Consider the following 16,152-nt stretch of genomic DNA (forward strand, 5'->3'; position numbering starts at 1 on the left):
CGCCGACGCTCGCCCGGAGCACCCATGGCTGAAGAAAGCGATCTCGAAAAAACCGAACCTGCCTCATCGCAGCGCCTGGAAAAGGCGCGCGAGGAAGGCAACGTTGCCCGTTCGCGCGAGCTTTCCACCTTCGTGCTGCTGGGCGCCGCCGGTGCCGGCCTCTGGCTGACCTCGGGGTCGCTCGGCGACACCATGCAAGGCGCCCTGGTCCAGGGCCTGCACTTCGACCGCGCTACGGCGTTCGACCCGGCCCACATGCTTGCACGCGCCGGGCTCATGGTCGTCGAGGCGCTGGTCGCGCTGGCGCCGCTGTTCGGCCTGATGCTGATCGCCGCGGTGGCCGGCCCGCTGATGCTCGGCGGCTGGCTGCTCTCGGCCAAGGCGGCAGCACCCAAGTTCAGCAAGCTCGACCCCATCGCGGGCATCGGGCGCATGTTCTCTTTCCAGTCGCTGTCCGAGCTGGTCAAGGCACTGGCGAAGTCGCTGCTGATCGGCGGCGTGGCCTGGCTCGTGATCATGGGCAACATGGACGAGGTCTCGTCGCTGATGTCGCAGTCGGAACGCACCGCGCTGCCGAAGATGATGAGCCTGGTGGCGCATAACTGCCTGCTGATCGCGGCCACGCTGCTGCTGGTGGCGCTGGTCGACGTGCCGTTCCAGCTCTGGAGCCACCACCGCAAGCTGCGCATGTCGCGCGAGGACCTGCGCAAGGAGCACAAGGAAAGCGAAGGCGACCCGCACATCAAGGCGCAGATCCGCCGCCAGCAGCAGCAGATGGCGCGCCGCCGGATGATGGCCGAGGTGCCCACGGCCGACATCGTGGTGACCAACCCGACGCACTTCGCGGTGGCGCTGAAGTACGTCGACAACGACATGCGCGCGCCGCGCGTGGTGGCGAAGGGCTCCGACCTAGTGGCCGCGCGCATCCGCGAGATCGCGCGCGAGAACAAGGTCGCGATCCTGGAAGCGCCGCCGCTCACGCGCGCACTGTTCAAGCACACCAAGCTCGGCGACGAGATTCCCGCCGGCCTCTACACCGCGGTGGCCGAGGTGCTGGCCTGGGTCTACCAGCTCAAGCGCTGGCAGGCCGAAGGCGGCGACGCGCCGCGCACCCCGGCCGACCTGCCGATTCCGAAATCGCTCGAATACACACCGGACACTGCATGAACGCGATGGCGAACCTCACGCGCCTGCCGGCGCAACTCTTCTCGGGCGCCCAGTGGAAAGGCCTTGCCGGCCCGATCCTGATCGTGCTCATCATGAGCATGATGGTGCTGCCGCTGCCGCCGTTCCTGCTGGACCTGCTGTTCACCTTCAACATCGCGATGTCGGTGATGGTGCTGCTGGTGAGCATGTACACCATGAAGGCGCTCGACTTCGCGGCTTTTCCGGCGGTGCTGCTGTTCTCCACGCTGCTGCGCCTGTCGCTCAACGTGGCCTCGACCCGCGTGGTGCTGATGCATGGCCACACCGGCCCCGACGCAGCGGGCAAGGTGATCGAGGCCTTCGGCCATTTCCTGGTGGGCGGCAACTTCGCGGTCGGCGTGATGGTGTTCATCATCCTGGTGATCATCAACTTCATGGTGATCACCAAGGGCGCGGGCCGCATCGCCGAGGTCGGCGCGCGCTTCATGCTCGACGCGATGCCCGGCAAGCAGATGGCGATCGACGCCGACCTCAACGCCGGCCTGATCGGCGAGGACGTGGCTCGCAAGCGCCGCGCCGAGGTGGCGCAGGAAGCCGACTTCTACGGCTCGATGGACGGCGCGAGCAAGTTCGTGCGCGGCGACGCGGTCGCGGGCCTGCTGATCCTGGTGATCAGCATCATCGGCGGCCTGGTGGTGGGCATGTTCCAGCACAACCTCGACTTCGCCACCGCCGGCACGACCTACACGCTGCTGGCCATCGGCGACGGCCTGGTGGCGCAGATCCCGGCGCTCGTGATCTCGACCGCGGCCGGCGTGATCGTCTCGCGCGTGACCACCGACGAGGACGTCGGCGGCCAGCTCACGGGCCAGCTGTTCTCCAACCCGCAGGTGCTCTTTCTCACGGCCGGCCTGGTCGGCCTGATGGGCCTGATCCCGGGCATGCCGAACCTCGCGTTCCTGCTGATCGCGGGCGGCCTGGCCTGGCTGGGCCGGCGCGTCCAGCAGCGCGCGCCGCGCGCAGCCGCCGAGAAGGCCGCGGCCGCGGCTGCGGCTGCGGTGCAGGCCATGCCGGCAGCCGAATCGCCCGAGGCCACCTGGGACGACGTGGCGCTGGTCGACCCGCTCGGCATGGAAGTGGGCTACCGGTTGATCCCGCTGGTCGACCAGACGCAGAACGGCGAGCTGCTGGGCCGCATCAAGAGCATCCGCAAGAAGATCGCGCAGGAGCTCGGCTTCCTCGCGCCGGTGGTCCACATCCGCGACAACCTCGAGATCCCGCCCAACACCTACGTGATCAGCCTCAAGGGCGTGGAGATCGGCCGCGGCGAAGCCTTCCCCAACCAGTGGATGGCGATCAACCCCGGCCAGGTGACCGGCACCCTGCCCGGCACGCCGACGCAGGACCCGGCCTTCCACCTGCCCGCGGTGTGGATCGACGCGGCGCTGCGCCAGGAGGCGCAGGTCATGGGCTACACGGTGGTCGACGCCTGCACGGTGATGGCCACGCACCTGAACCACCTGATCCAGATGCACGCGGCCGAGCTGCTCGGCCGCCAGGAAGTACAGCAGCTGCTCGACCAGATCGGCAAGACCGAGCCCAAGCTGACCGAGGACCTCGTGCCCAAGGTCATGTCGCTGAGCACGCTGCACAAGGTGCTGCAGAACCTGCTCGACGAAGAGGTGCCGATCCGCGACATGCGCACCATCCTCGACGTGATGGCCGAGCATGCGCCGAGCGTCAAGGAGGCCGCCGAGCTGACCTCGATCGCGCGCCTGGCGCTCGGCCGCGCGATCGTGCAGCAGCTGTTCCCGGGCGACTCGGAACTGCAGGTGATCGGCCTCGACGGCGCGCTCGACGGCGTGCTGCACCAGGCGCTTGCCAACAACAACGGCATCGAGCCCGGCCTCGCCAACAGCCTCATGCAGCAGACCCGCGCCGCCATCGCGCGGCAGGAGCAGCTGGGCCTGGCGCCGGTGCTCGTCGTCCAGCATTCGCTGCGCGTGCTGCTCGCCCGCTTCCTGCGGCGCAGCTTCCGCCAGCTGAAGGTTCTCTCCCATGCGGAGATTCCTGACACCCGAAACATCAAGATCACCGCCACCATCGGAGGAAGAGTTTGAACACGCACACAGACGTCCGGACCAGCGCACGCAAGTTCGTCGCGCCCACGAGCCGGGAGGCCCTGCGCATGGCGCGCGAAGCGCTCGGCGATGAAGCCATCGTGCTGACCAACCGCGTGGTTGCCGAAGGCGTCGAGATCGTCGCCATGGTGCAGCAGGACGTGGAAGCGGTGCATGCGCAGGCGCCGGTCTCGCCGGCACCCGCGCCCGCCGTGACCGTGGCGCCCGTTGCCCCCGCCAGCCCCGTCTTCGCGCTCACCCCGCCACCGCCCGTCGCCGCACAGGCGGCACCGGCACCGGCACCGGCCCCCGCCGTCATCGCGGCCGACAGCGTGCTCGGCGAACTCCACTCGATGCGCTGCATGATCGAGGAGCAGCTCGCCGGTGTGGCCTGGAGCGAGAAGCAGCGCCGCGACCCGATGCGCGGGCGCCTGCTGCGCACGCTGCTCGGCGCCGGCTTCAGTGCGCGGCTGTCGAAGGCGATGCTCGAACACCTGCCCACCGGCCAGAGCCACGCCGAGGGCATGGCTTTCGTGCGCTCCGAACTGATCCGCACGTTGCCGGTGCTGGGCGACGAGGACGCGCTGCTTGCGCAGGGTGGCGTCTATGCGCTGATGGGCCCGACCGGCGTCGGCAAGACCACCACCACGGCCAAGCTCGCGGCGCGCTGCGTGATGCGCTTCGGCGCCGACAAGCTCGCGCTGGTCACCACAGACAGCTACCGGATCGGCGCCTACGAGCAATTGCGCATCTACGGCCAGATCCTCAACGTGCCGGTCTATGCGGTGAAGGACGCGGCCGACCTGCACCTTGTGCTGCATGACCTGCGCGACAAGCACATGGTGCTGATCGACACCGTCGGCATGAGCCAGCGCGACCGCGCCGTCTCGGACCAGATCGCGATGCTCTGCAACAGCCACCGCCCCGTAAAGCGGCTGCTGCTGCTCAACGCCACCAGCCACGGCGACACGCTCAACGAGGTGGTGCACGCCTACCGCCACGGCAGCGACAGCGAACTCGCCGGCTGCATCTTCACCAAGGTTGACGAGGCCACCCATCCGGGCGCGCTGATCGACACCGTGATCCGTCACCGCCTGCCGGTGCACTACGTCTCGTGCGGCCAGAAGGTGCCCGAGAACCTGATGCGCGCCGACCGCGCCCAGCTCGTGGACAGCGCCTTCCAGGCCAACAGCGCGAGCGCGCTGTTCGTGCCGGGCGAAGGCGACCTGAACGACGCAGCCGCCGCCGCGGGCGCCGCCGCTTCGTCGGCGCAGGCCGACGCCGAAAAGCAGCGCCTGCGCTACAGCCGGCTGATCAGCGCCATGGCGCACGACGCGCAGGAAGTGGCGACCGCCGCCAAGGCGCTCGGCACCGCACCGTTGGGCTTCGCGCAGGCGCGTGCACTCTGGCGCCAGGCCGCCGACGACGACATCGGCCACAAGGCGGTGCTGCAGTCCCTCATGGCGCATGCCGCGAGCGAGATCGCCAACGGCTGCGACACCCATCTGCTCGCGCTCAGCGGCCAGGTCGGCCTCAAGTCCGACGAGAGCAGCGACGCCTACCACTGCCAGGGCAGCCTGCTGCTGTCCGACCGCAGCGGCATGCCGCTCGCAGCGCCCAACCAGTGGCTCTCCACCGCCGCCACCCGCCATGCCGCCGACCCGGGGCGCAAGCCCGGCGTGCGGCAGGTGCAGTGGCTGCGCCAGCAGGACTTCGGCGACAAGACCGTGGTCCACATGCTGCCGCGGCTGCCCTCGGCCGAACTGATGCTGCAGTGGCAGGTCCAGCGCCAGCAGTGGCTCGCGCGCGTGCCCGCCTCCACCGCGGTGACCGATCCGCGCACCGGCGAATACGCCACGCTCAACGGCCTCGACTTCGCGTACGGCGAAGCCCGCGCTGTGGTCTTCAAGGGCCGGCCCGCGCTCCAGATGGAAGCGCAGGCCCACGTTACGCTGCGCACCGACGGCGGCCTGCCCGGCCTGCGCTGCATCGCCACCCGCGTGATCGATGCGCGCAGCCGCAAGGTGCTGGCGCAGGGCCATGCGCTCTGCAACATCGGTGCCGAGGTGCCGCTCGCCCAGCTCGCGCAGTGGCAGGCCTGGGCCGCCGAGGCCGAGCCCTGCTTCCGCCTGCTGCGCCAGGGCCTTTCGGCGCTCGGCGGACTCGGCGAGGCCGGCGACCCCCACATGATGAAGCGCCTGCTCATCGCGGGCCAGGTCACGACCACCGTCTGGCGCCTGCTGCAGGCCGAGGGCGACTGGGCCGCACGCACGCGTGCGCTGCTGGTGCAGCTCACCGGCCGCGCCGCACGCGTGGGGCGCCCGGTCTCTGGCAACGTGCTCTACGCCGGCGTGAGCAAGCTGTTCCTGCTGCTGGAGGCGCTGGACACGTGAGCAAGCTGGTCCTCGATCAAGCCGATGGGCTGCGACGGCTGCTGGCGCAGTCGTCCGCGCGCCTCATCGCCCTGGCGAGCATGGGGCACCGGCCAGGCACCACCACCGCGGCCATGAACCTCGGTGCCGCGCTCGCCCACATGGGCAAGGACGTGCTGCTGCTCGACGAGCACGGCGCCGGGGAGAACTCGGTCGCTGCCGAATGGGTCGTCGACCCGCTCGGCACGCTGGCCGACGTGGCCGCCCATCGGTTGACCTGCGAAGGCGCCGCAGCGCGCACGCCGTGCGGCGTCGGGGTGCTGCCGGCGCTGCCCGGCGCGCAGCCCGACCACACCGATCCGCGCCTGCTGTGGCGCGGCGACGTGATCCTGGTCGATGCGGCGCTCGACAGCGTCGGCAACCTGTCGCCGCTCGCACGCATGGCCGACGAACTGGTGGTGGTGCTGCAGCCGCACCCGGCGTCGATCACCGCCACCTATTCGGGCATCAAGCGGCTGCACTACGCGCACGCCGTGCGCCAGCTCCGGCTGCTGATCAACCAGGTCGCCGAGCCCGAGGCCGCACGCCAGAGCATGGCCAACCTGGTCGACACCGGCAGCCGCTACCTTGCGGTCTCGATGCAGCCCGCCGGCTGGGTGCGCGCCGACCCCCACATGCCCGCCGCCCGGCGGCTCGGACAGACCGTCGTGGAGGCTTTCCCGACCAGTCCGGCCGCCGTGGATTTCCGCGTCATCGCCGCCGCCGTCACGCAGTGGCCGTGGCGCCCGGCCGTGCGGCCGCAGGACGCCGGAACGGCGCTCTGGCGCGCCGACGGCCTGATGCAGGAACCCGCCAACGAGGAAGAGGACGACCGTGTATACCGCACAGGGAACGTTTGAGAAATCGCATCTGCTGAAGCAGCACCAGCCGATGGTGCGCCGCATGGCGCTCCAGATGCTGGCCAAGCTGCCCGCCAGCGTGGAGCTCGACGATCTGATCCAGGCCGGCATGATCGGCCTGCTCGATGCGTCCACCCGCTACCAGGACAACCGCGGCGCGCAGTTCGAGACCTTCGCGAGCCAGCGCATCCGCGGCGCCATGCTCGACGAACTGCGTGCCAGCGACTGGGGTTCGCGCGGCCTGCGGCAGTCGTCGCGCAAGGTCGAGCAGGCGATCCAGGCGCTCGAGCACCAGCTCGGGCGCCCGGCCGCCGAGGGCGAGATCGCCAAGGCGCTCGACATGGAACTCGACGAGTACCAGTCGCTGCTGCAGGAGATCCAGGGCTGCCAGCTGCTCTACGTGGAAGACTTTGCGCACGACGGCGAGTCAGACACCGCCTGGCTCGACCGCCAGGCGCGCAACGACGGCGCCGGCAACGACGATCCGCTCGCGCAGCTCATGGCCTCGGGCTTCCGGCACAAGCTCGTCGACGCGATCGCCGCATTGCCCGAACGCGACCAGCTGCTGTTGAACCTCTACTACGAGGAAGAGCTCAACCTGCGCGAGATCGGCGCCATCCTCGAGGTGAGCCAGTCGCGCGTGTGCCAGCTGCACAGCCAGGCCATCAGCCGGCTGCGGGCGCACCTGAAGGACGTGCTCTAGGGTCGGTTCATCGGCGCTCAGACCGCAGGCGCTTCCGCGCCGCCGGCATCGCGCTTGCCGCCATTTCGCAGCCCGGCCTGCAGCAATGCACGGCCGGCGAATGCGTCGCCTGCAACCTCGAGGTCGAAGCGATCGCCATCCAGCCGGCGCAGGTCCGAGATCACCGCGGTGGCTTCATCCACCGTCGCGCCCGTGGCCAGCATCGCTTCGTAGCTCATCTTCATCGCCGATTCGAAGGTCTCACGCACCACGGTGGCCGTCGGATCCGTCTTGACCAGCTCCACCGCGTGCTCGCGGTCGTAGGCCCGCACCAGCACGCGCGAGTGCGGGCACTGGGCCCTGACGGTCTCGGCGATGCGCGTCGCCGCGGCCTTGTCATTCACGCAGACCAGGATGGCGGTGGCGGTGTGCGCACCGGCGGCGTGCAGCACATCGGGCCGGCCGCCGTCGCCGTAGTAGACCTTGAAGCCCAGGTACGACTGCGCGTCGCGGATGACCTGCGTGTCGTTGTCGATCACCGTGAGCGAGGCGCCGCGCGCCAGCACGCCCTGGCTGGCGATCTGGCCGACGCGGCCGAAGCCGATCACCAGCACCTTCCCCTGCTGGCCGTTGACCGCTTCCACGCCCTCCATCGACACCGCGGCGCGCGACCCGAAGCGCTGGTGCAGCAGCACGACAAGCGGGGTCAACGCCATCGAGAGCACGACGATGGCCGTCATGTTGGCATTGACCGTGGCGTCGATCACGCGCGCACCCAGGGCGGCCGCGAACAGCACGAAGGCGAATTCCCCGCCTTGCGCCATGAGCACCGCGCGGTCCAGCGCGTCGGCATGTGAACTCTTGGCAAGGCGCGCCACGGCGTAGATGCAGGCGGCCTTGGTCGCCATCAGCGCCACCACGCCGGCCACGATCAGTTGCCAGTTGCGGCCCACGACCGCCAGGTCCAGCGACATGCCCACGCCAAGGAAGAAGAGCCCCAGCAGCAGCCCGCGGAAGGGCTCGATGTCGGCCTCCAGCTGGTGCCTGAAGGTCGACTCCGACAGCAGCACGCCGGCCAGGAACGCGCCCATGGCCATCGACAGGCCCCCCAGCTGCATCAGCAGCGCCGCACCGAGCACCACGAGCAGCGCGGCAGCGGTCATGACCTCGCGCGCTTTCGCGTTGGCCAGGACGCGGAAGAACGGGTTCAGCAGCCAGATGCCTGCGGCCACCAGCGCTGCCAGCGCACCCAGCGCCAGTCCGATCACGCCCCAGCGCGAGGGCACAACGGCGGCGGCATCGAGCGCCGGTGGCGCAATGAAGGCCACCAGGGCCAGCAGCGGCACGATCAGCAGGTCTTCGAACAGCAGGATGGACACCATGCGCTGCCCACGCGGCGCGGCGATGTCGCCGCGCTCGCCCAGCAACTGCATGACGATGGCCGTCGACGTGAGCACGAAGCCCATCGCGCTGATGAAGGACACCGCCAGCGGAAAGCCGAATGCCATGCCCACCAGCGTCAACAGGCAGCCGCAGACCAGGCACTGCAGGCTGCCCAGGCCGAAGATCTGCTTGCGCAGGCTCCACAGGTGGGAAGGCTGCATTTCCAGCCCGATCACGAACAGGAACATCACCACGCCCAGTTCGGCCACGTGCAGGATCGCCTGCGGATCGTTGAACAGCTTGAACCCGAAGGGCCCGATGGCCAGGCCCGCTGCCAGGTAACCCAGCACCGACCCGAGACCGATCTTCTTGAACAGAGGCACCGCCACCACGGCGGCGCCGAGCAAGATCACGACGTTGACCAGGTCGCCCGCGCTTCCTTCGACAGCCATGCAAAATTCCTCCGTATTGAAATCCAGGAATGCACAAAGGGGCCCTCGGGGCCCCTTGCGCGCCCGCCATTGTCTCAGCGTCTCAGTCCGCGAGCGCGCGCAGCAGCGCGCCGCGCAGCCATGCTTCGGCCGGGTCCTTGTCCGCCGGCGCGCGCCAGCACATCGTGATCTCGTAGCGCGGGCTCTCGAACGGCAGGGGCTCGCAGCGCAGGCTGCCCGCTGCGCACAGCGCGTGGGCGACGTAGGTCGGCACCGTGGCCAGCAGGTCGGTCCCGGCCAGCAGCGCCGGCAGGCTGCCGAACTGCGGCAGCGACACCGCCACCTGCCGCTGTCGGCCGAGCGCTTCCAGTGCATCGTCGACGAAGCCGCGCAGGTCTTCGGCGAAGGTCACCAGTGCATGCGGGCGCGCACAGAACGCGTCGAGCGTCAGCGGGGCCGGGTCGGCATCGGCGCGCAGCACCGCATAGCGCGCCGTGGCGGCGCGCCGCACGCGGGCGCCGGCCGGCAGGTCGCGCAGGTAGGCCAGCACGGTGCTCACGCGCCCGTCCTGCAGCTGGCGCATCGCATCGCGGTGGCTCACGGTCGATGCGACGAGCCGCGCGCGCGGCAGCTCGGCGCGCATCAGGTGCAGCAGCTGCGGCAGCACTGCGATCTGGAGGTCGTCGGTCAGGCCGACGCGAAACACCGGTTGTGCCAGCGCCGGGTCGAATGCCGGTCCGGATCGCAGCGCCGCCTCGATCTGTTCGAGCGCCGGACCGAGGCCCTGCATCAACGCCTCGGCGCGCGGCGTCGGCACCATCTCGCGCCCCTGCCGCACGAACAGGGCATCGCCCGTGAGCGCGCGCAGCCTGGCGAGCGCATGGCTCACCGCGGGCTGGCCGATGTGCAGCCGATCGGCCGCGCGGCTGACATGGCGCTCGCGCATCAGCGCCGCGAGCACGGTCAGCAGGTTGAGGTCGATGCGGTTCAGTTCAGCGAGGTTCACCAGGGGTACATCCACGATCGATAAGGCGCATGGCGATTATGTGATCTGTCGATTTCCCATCCGATGACGCCATGCCTACATTCACCGCAAAGGAGATCGACATGGCAAGAATGGTTCGCTTCCACGACTTCGGCGGCCCCGGGGTGCTCGCCCTCGAAGACATGCCGGTGCCGGCGCCCGGCGCCGGCGAGGTCCGCATCGCGGTGCATGCCGTCGGCCTGAACTGGGCCGACGTGCTGTGGCGGCGCGGGCTCTACATCGAAGACGCGCAGTTGCCGAGCGGCCTCGGCAACGAGGCGGCGGGCATCGTCGAGGCCGCGGGGCCGGGCGTGCAGGGCCTCGTCGCCGGCGACCGCGTGGCGCTGCTGCCGGGTGCGCACCAGGGCCGCTACCCGACGTATGGCGAGCGCATCATCTTTCCGTCCACGCACGTGGTGCGCCATCCGCCGAACCTGTCGGCCGAAGAGGCCGCGAGCGCGTACATGGCTTACCTCACAGGCTACTTCGCACTGTTCGAGATCGCGCGCCTCGGCCGCGGCGACACCGTGCTCGTGACCGGCGCCTCGTCGGGCACCGGCCTGGCCGCGCTGCAGATGGCGCGCGCCGCGGGCCTCGTGGCCATCGCCACCACACGCACCGCAGCCAAGCGGCAGGCGCTGCTCGATGCCGGCGCGGCGCAGGTGGTGGTGACGCAGGAGGAAGACGTGGTGCGCCGCGTGCTAGGCGCGACCGGCGGCCGCGGCGTGGACCTGGTCTACGACGGCGTGGGCGGCCCGATGTTCACCCAACTCGGCGAGGCGGTGGCACCGCGCGGCTGGTACCTGCTCTACGGCCTGTCGGGCGGCGCCGAACTCAGCTACCCGGTGACGGCGCAATTCCGCCGCAGCTGGCGCTTCCATGTCTACAAGGTGCTCGAGTTCACCGGCTCTGCGAGCCTCGGGCTGCCGCGCGACGAAGCAGCGCTGCGGCGCGCGCTGCAGTTCATCGACGCGGGCCTTGCGGAGGGTCGCTTCGGCGTGCACATCGACCGCAGCTTCGCGCTGTCCGACGTGGCCCAGGCGCATGCGTACCTCGAGCGCGCAGCGCACACCGGCAAGGTCGTGCTCACGGTCTGAGCACGGCCGGGCTCAGAACCCGAGGCTCTCGAGCAGGTCGTCCACCTGCGCCTGCCCCGTCACGGCCTCGGGGTTGTCGGCGTGGATCTGCGGTCCGTTCTGCAGGCTGTTGCTTTCGGGCTCGTGGCGCTTGTCGGCGGGGGAGTTGTCGATCAGCACCTGCAGCAGCTGCGTCTCGACGTCGTTGACCACTTCCATCATCTTCTTGATGACCTGGCCCGTGAGGTCCTGGAAATCCTGCGCCATGAGGATCTCGATCAGCTGCGCGTTGATCGCGCCGGCCTTCTGCGGCACATCGCTCAGGTAGCCGCGCGTGTCCATCACGAGCTGGCGCGCCTGGTCGAGCTCGACCGGGTTGGCGAACCATTCGTCCCAGCGCTGGGTCAGGCCCTTGGCGTTGCTGGCGAGGTCTTCCTGCAGCGGCTGCGCAAGGTCGATGGCGTTGAGCGCGCGGTGCGCGGCCCGCTCGGTCATGCTGGCGATGTAGCCCAGGCGGTCGCGCGCGTCGGGGATGGCCTGCGCGGCCTTGGCGACCTGCTTGTCGAGGCCGAGCTCGCGCAGGCCGTCGCGCAGCTGGCGCGTCAACTGCCCGATGCGCCCGAGCAGCTCCTCGGCCGTGTTGGCGTGCTCCACATGTTCGAGCGCATGCTGGCTCATCTCACACCGCCTCTTTCTGCAGCTTCTCGAAGATCTTGTTGATCTTTTCCTCGAGCGTGGCGGCCGTGAAGGGCTTGACCACGTAGCCGTTGGCGCCGGCCTGCGCCGCCGCGATGATGTTCTCCTTCTTGGCTTCGGCCGTCACCATCAGCACCGGCAGCTTGCCGAGCTCGGGATCGGCACGAATCGTCTGCAGCATGGTCAGGCCGTCCATGTTCGGCATGTTCCAGTCCGACACCACGAAGCCGAAGTTGCCGCCGCGAAGCTTCTCGATGCCGGCCGCGCCGTCCTCGGCTTCGTCGACGTTGAGGAACTCGAGTTCCTTCAGCAGGTTGCGCACGATGCGCCGCATGGTCGGGAAGTCGTCCACGACCAGGATCTTGATGCTCTTGTCTATCACGATGCTTCAGCTCCAGTAAATCAAATCGTTCGCTTGCTTGTTCTCTCACTCAAACCCGGTTCGCGCGTTCGCCGAAGGTGCGCAGGTGGGCCAGCACGCGCCGCCCCATTTCGTCCAGCGACACCACCTCGTCCACGGCGCCCAGCGCGATCGCCTCGCGCGGCATGCCGAAGACGACACAGCTCGCCTCGTCCTGCCCGAAGGTGTGTGCCCCCGCCTGCTTCATGCGCAGCAGGCCTTCGGCGCCGTCCTTGCCCATGCCGGTCAGGATCATTCCGATCGCGTTCTTCCCCGCATGCCGCGCCGCCGAATCGAACAGCACGTCGATCGAGGGCCGATGGCGGTTCACGGGCGGCGACTGGTCGAGCTGGGCCACGTAGTTGGCGCCGCTGCGGGCGAGCGACAGGTGGAAGCCGCCCGGCGCGATGTAGGCATAGCCCGGCAGCACGCGTTCGCCGTGCTCGGCTTCCTTGACCGTGATGCGGCACAGGCCGTTGAGCCGCTGCGCAAACGAGCGCGTGAAGCCCGGCGGCATGTGCTGCGCGATCAGCACCGCCGGTGCGTCGGGCGGCAGCGGCAGCAGCACCTCGCGGATGGCCTCGGTGCCGCCGGTGGAGGCGCCGATGATGATCAGCTTCTCGGTGCTCAGCAGCGGGCTGCGCAGCATCGGCTCCTGCACCGCGTCCTGCGCGGTCTTGGCCGAGGCGCCGTGGCGCCCGGGCAGCAGCCGTGCCGCCGCCGCAGTGCGGATCTTGCCGCTGATCAGCTCGGTGTAGTTCAGCAGCCCGTCGCGCACGCCGAGCTTCGGCTTGGTCACGAAGTCGATCGCGCCGAGCTCCAGCGCGCGCAGCGCGATCTCCGAGCCACGCTCGGTCAGCGACGACACCATCACCACCGGCATGGGCCGCAGGCGCATGAGTTTCTCGAGGAACTCGAGCCCGTCCATGCGCGGCATCTCGACGTCGAGCGTGAGCACGTCGGGGTTCGTGGCCTTGATGAGGTCACGTGCCTGCAGCGGATCGGCCGCGGTGCCCACCACCGTCATGTCGCTCTGGGCGTTGATGATCTCGGTCATCACGCTGCGGATCAGCGCCGAGTCGTCGACGCAAACCACCTTGATCTTCTTCATGCGATCCACTTTCCCTTGCCGTATGTGGCGGACCATCTGCGCAGGAGTTCGCCCTCGTCGCGCTGGACCGCCTGAATGTCGTCCTTGGCGCGCAGCTTGCGCACCACGGCCTTGCCGCTGGCCGGCTGCAGGCACACGCGGCGCGCATGCAGCCCGCGCAGGTCTTGCGCGGCCACCACGATGCGCTGTTTCTCGAGGTAGCGCAGCACGAAGTCGGCATTGCGCCCGCCGATGTTGAGCATGGTCATGTTCGCCAGCACCGCAGCACCGCCGAAGACCTTGGCCTTGAGCCGGTCGCGCCGCGCGCCCGCGCGCAGCATCTCGGCAACCAGCACCTCCATCGCATAGCCGCCGTAGCGCATCGACTCGACCTGGCTGCGCGGATCGGCCTCGGCATCGTCGGGCAGCATGAAATGGTTCATTCCCGCGACGCCGGCCTCCACGTCGGTGATGCAGGCCGCCACGCAGGAGCCCAGCACCGTCGTCAGCAGCACGCCCGCATCGGTCACGAAATATTCGGCCGGCAGCAGCTTCACCGCCTGGCAATCGAAGTCGCGGTCGAAGTAGTGATGCGTGGCCAGCGACGCTGGCACGGCCGCGGCTGCGCCCGACGACGCCCTCTCCCGAACGGCTACCATGGTCACACCCGCGCCTTTCCGAGTGCGTAGACGGTCTGCCCGACGGTCTTGAAGGCCTGGTTGACGAGCGATGCGTTCTCCGAGTGGCCCGCGAACAGCAGGCCCTGCGGCTTGAGCAGCGGCGCGAAACGCTCGAGGATCTTCTTCTGCGTCGGCTTGTCGAAATAAATCATCACGTTGCGGCAGAAGATCGCGTCGACCGGCTCCTTCACGGGCCACGACGCATCGAGCAGGTTGAGCCGCGAGAACTTGACCATGGCCGCGACCTCGGGGCGCACCCGCACCTTGCCGGCGTTGGCACCCGTGCCCTTGTTGAAGAAGCGCCGCAGCCGTTCGGGCGGCATGCGGCTGGCCTGCTCCATCGTGAAGACGCCGGCCGCAGCGCGCTCCAGCACCGAAGTGTCGATGTCGGTGGCGATGATGCGCGCCGTGGTGGCACGCTCGCCGAGCGCCTCCATCAGCGTGATCGCGATCGAGTAGGGCTCCTCGCCCGTCGAGGCCGCCGCGCACCACACGGTGACCGGCTGGCTGCACTTGCGCGCCAGGTCGGCGAGCACCGGAAAGTGATGCGCCTCGCGGAAGAACGACGTGAGATTGGTGGTCAGCGAATTGATGAAGAGCTGCCACTCGTCGCCGTCGCGGCTGTCCTCGAGCTGGGCCAGGTAGGTCGAGAACTCCGGCAGCCCGAGGTCGCGCAGCCGGCGCGACAGCCGGCTGTAGACCATCTGGCGCTTGTGCTCGCCCAGCGCGATGCCGGCGCGGCGGTGGATGAGCGTGCGGATGCGGGAGAAGTCGCTGTCGGTGAAGACGAATTCGGAAGCGGTCGATGTCATGCGCGGGCTCGTTCGGTCAGTGGGCTTCGGTCAGGGTCAGGTCGTGCGACCACGCCAGCGCTCGAAGATGGGCCGCGTTGACCTGATCGGCGCCGAGCAGCAGCGCTTCGGCCAGATGGGCCGCTTCGCCGGTGCCCAGCTCGCAGGCCTCGGCCAGTGCCAGGAAGGGGCCGTACACGCCCTCGCGCGACAGGATCGCCTGCTGCACCGCGCTAGGAAGCTGCACCTGCGAGAGCACCTCCTGCATCGGAACGCCCAGCAGCCGGTCGATGAGCGAGAACATGCCCACCACGAACAGGTTGTCAGCTTCGCCGGGCGGCAGCATGACCTCGCCCATCAGTTCGACGAAGCGCCCGCGCAGGATCGCCTTCTTCATCATGAAGGGCGGGCTGCCCGCCGCGTTGCTCGTGGCCAGCAGCATCGACAGCCAGCGGAACAGCGGCGAGTAGCCGAGCATCGTCACCGCGTGATGCAGCGAATGGATCTCGACGCCGGCGCCCACCGCGGGCGAGTTCATGTGGCGCAGCAGCCGGTAGGTCAGCGCGGCGTCGCGCTTGAGCGCGGCCTCGACCTCGCGCAGGTCCTCGTTGCGCTGGATCATCTGCAGCAGCCGCACGATCAGCATCGATTCGGGCTGCAGCGCATGGCCTTGGCCGCCGCGCCGCGGCACCGGCGGCGGAAAGCCGCAGCGCGCGTCGAGGAAGACATCGACGCGGTCGGGCGCGCAAGCCTCGAACGCCGCCCACGACGCCATGCAGGTGGCGATCGGCTGGATGGGCGCATGGCCCGGCTGCTCGGCGCCGCGGATGGCCGCGATCCGCGCCGGGTCGCCGTTGCCCACGTCGAAATGAGTTACCAGGCCGCGCAGCTCGGGGTCCGCGGGCAGCGCCTCGGCGCCGCAGAGCATGAAGCTGAAGCCCTGCTCGCGCAGGAACATCAGCACCGGCCGGAGCTCCTCGTTGGACAGGTCGGCCAGGCCGAGGCAGAACACCGTGTACTCGGGCGCGAGCGACTGCAGCGCACCCAGCGCGAGCGTCTGGGCATCGACCTCGAAGAACAGTTCGCTGTGGCCGAGCTTCCAGGGCGCGGTCGGCTCCCCCAGGTGCTCGGTGACACAGGCCAGCAGCAACTTGAACTGCGTGACCGCGTCGGGCGCCAGCGCGGCCGGCACGGCCGGCCGCCAGGTGAGCTTGTAGCCGCCGACGCGCTTCTGGGCGTCGAGCAGCAGGGTGTAGGCGACGTAGCCGTCGGCGCTGCGCGGGAGGGCAAGGCGCTGCGCGCCGCCCGCCACTGTCTTCTCGGCGCCGGAGCGCCGGAAAAAATCGAAACGCATGGCGCTTG

General features: G+C 69.4%; 14 protein-coding genes. 6 read left to right on the forward strand and 8 right to left on the reverse strand.

The window, feature by feature from the left end:
* The first annotated feature begins 24 nt into the window (after positions 1-24).
* The 5 genes from flhB to AC3A6R_RS20900 are packed head-to-tail and all read left to right on the forward strand — an operon-like array spanning position 25 to position 7,240.
* Positions 25-1,167 (forward strand): flagellar biosynthesis protein FlhB, encoded by a 1,143-nt coding sequence (gene flhB / locus AC3A6R_RS20880; protein ID WP_487858572.1) that lies wholly within the window; start codon positions 25-27, stop codon positions 1,165-1,167.
* Positions 1,164-3,266 (forward strand): flagellar biosynthesis protein FlhA, encoded by a 2,103-nt coding sequence (gene flhA, locus AC3A6R_RS20885; protein WP_487865443.1) that lies wholly within the window; start codon positions 1,164-1,166, stop codon positions 3,264-3,266. Before flhB ends, flhA begins: the two co-directional genes overlap by 4 nt.
* Complete coding sequence (flhF, locus tag AC3A6R_RS20890; RefSeq protein WP_487865444.1) at positions 3,263-5,659, forward strand: flagellar biosynthesis GTPase FlhF; 2,397 nt, start codon at positions 3,263-3,265, stop codon at positions 5,657-5,659. The genes flhA and flhF overlap by 4 nt, the downstream gene beginning before the upstream one ends.
* Positions 5,656-6,537: a MinD/ParA family ATP-binding protein gene (locus AC3A6R_RS20895; RefSeq protein ID WP_487858575.1), complete on the forward strand. Its 882-nt coding sequence runs from the start codon at positions 5,656-5,658 to the stop codon at positions 6,535-6,537. The genes flhF and AC3A6R_RS20895 overlap by 4 nt, the downstream gene beginning before the upstream one ends.
* The gene (locus tag AC3A6R_RS20900; RefSeq protein ID WP_487858576.1) at positions 6,512-7,240 is read left to right on the forward strand and encodes an RNA polymerase sigma factor FliA; all 729 of its coding nucleotides are present in this window, start codon (positions 6,512-6,514) and stop codon (positions 7,238-7,240) included. Before AC3A6R_RS20895 ends, AC3A6R_RS20900 begins: the two co-directional genes overlap by 26 nt.
* A gap of 17 nt (positions 7,241-7,257) precedes the next feature.
* Here the strand turns inward: AC3A6R_RS20900 and AC3A6R_RS20905 are convergent, their stop codons facing one another.
* The gene (locus AC3A6R_RS20905; protein WP_487865445.1) at positions 7,258-9,054 is read right to left on the reverse strand and encodes a monovalent cation:proton antiporter-2 (CPA2) family protein; all 1,797 of its coding nucleotides are present in this window, start codon (positions 9,052-9,054) and stop codon (positions 7,258-7,260) included.
* Between the two features lie 82 nt (positions 9,055-9,136).
* Positions 9,137-10,039, reverse strand: coding sequence for a LysR family transcriptional regulator (locus AC3A6R_RS20910; protein ID WP_487858578.1), 903 nt, complete (start codon positions 10,037-10,039; stop codon positions 9,137-9,139).
* Positions 10,040-10,140: 101 nt separating this feature from the next.
* Here AC3A6R_RS20910 and AC3A6R_RS20915 point away from each other — a divergent pair, with 101 nt between their 5' ends.
* Positions 10,141-11,154, forward strand: a complete 1,014-nt coding sequence (locus AC3A6R_RS20915; protein ID WP_487865446.1) for a zinc-dependent alcohol dehydrogenase family protein — start codon at positions 10,141-10,143, stop codon at positions 11,152-11,154.
* A gap of 12 nt (positions 11,155-11,166) precedes the next feature.
* On the opposite strand, the gene cheZ is transcribed toward AC3A6R_RS20915, so the two are convergent.
* The 6 genes from cheZ to AC3A6R_RS20945 are packed head-to-tail and all read right to left on the reverse strand — an operon-like array spanning position 11,167 to position 16,144.
* On the reverse strand, positions 11,167-11,811 hold the full coding sequence (cheZ, locus tag AC3A6R_RS20920; RefSeq protein WP_487858580.1) for a protein phosphatase CheZ: 645 nt from the start codon (positions 11,809-11,811) through the stop codon (positions 11,167-11,169).
* 1 nt (position 11,812) lies between these two features.
* The gene (cheY, locus tag AC3A6R_RS20925) at positions 11,813-12,208 is read right to left on the reverse strand and encodes a chemotaxis response regulator CheY (protein WP_487858635.1); all 396 of its coding nucleotides are present in this window, start codon (positions 12,206-12,208) and stop codon (positions 11,813-11,815) included.
* A 52-nt stretch (positions 12,209-12,260) separates the two neighbouring features.
* Positions 12,261-13,340: a protein-glutamate methylesterase/protein-glutamine glutaminase gene (locus AC3A6R_RS20930; RefSeq protein ID WP_487858581.1), complete on the reverse strand. Its 1,080-nt coding sequence runs from the start codon at positions 13,338-13,340 to the stop codon at positions 12,261-12,263.
* A complete protein-coding gene (gene cheD / locus AC3A6R_RS20935) occupies positions 13,337-13,978 on the reverse strand; it encodes a chemoreceptor glutamine deamidase CheD (protein ID WP_487865447.1) in 642 nt (213 codons plus the stop codon). Before cheD ends, AC3A6R_RS20930 begins: the two co-directional genes overlap by 4 nt.
* A gap of 2 nt (positions 13,979-13,980) precedes the next feature.
* The gene (locus AC3A6R_RS20940) at positions 13,981-14,811 is read right to left on the reverse strand and encodes a CheR family methyltransferase (RefSeq protein ID WP_487858583.1); all 831 of its coding nucleotides are present in this window, start codon (positions 14,809-14,811) and stop codon (positions 13,981-13,983) included.
* Between the two features lie 16 nt (positions 14,812-14,827).
* Positions 14,828-16,144: an EAL and HDOD domain-containing protein gene (locus tag AC3A6R_RS20945; protein ID WP_487865448.1), complete on the reverse strand. Its 1,317-nt coding sequence runs from the start codon at positions 16,142-16,144 to the stop codon at positions 14,828-14,830.
* Positions 16,145-16,152 lie beyond the last annotated feature (8 nt).

This window comes from Variovorax sp. Soil_C_19 (assembly GCF_057657255.1).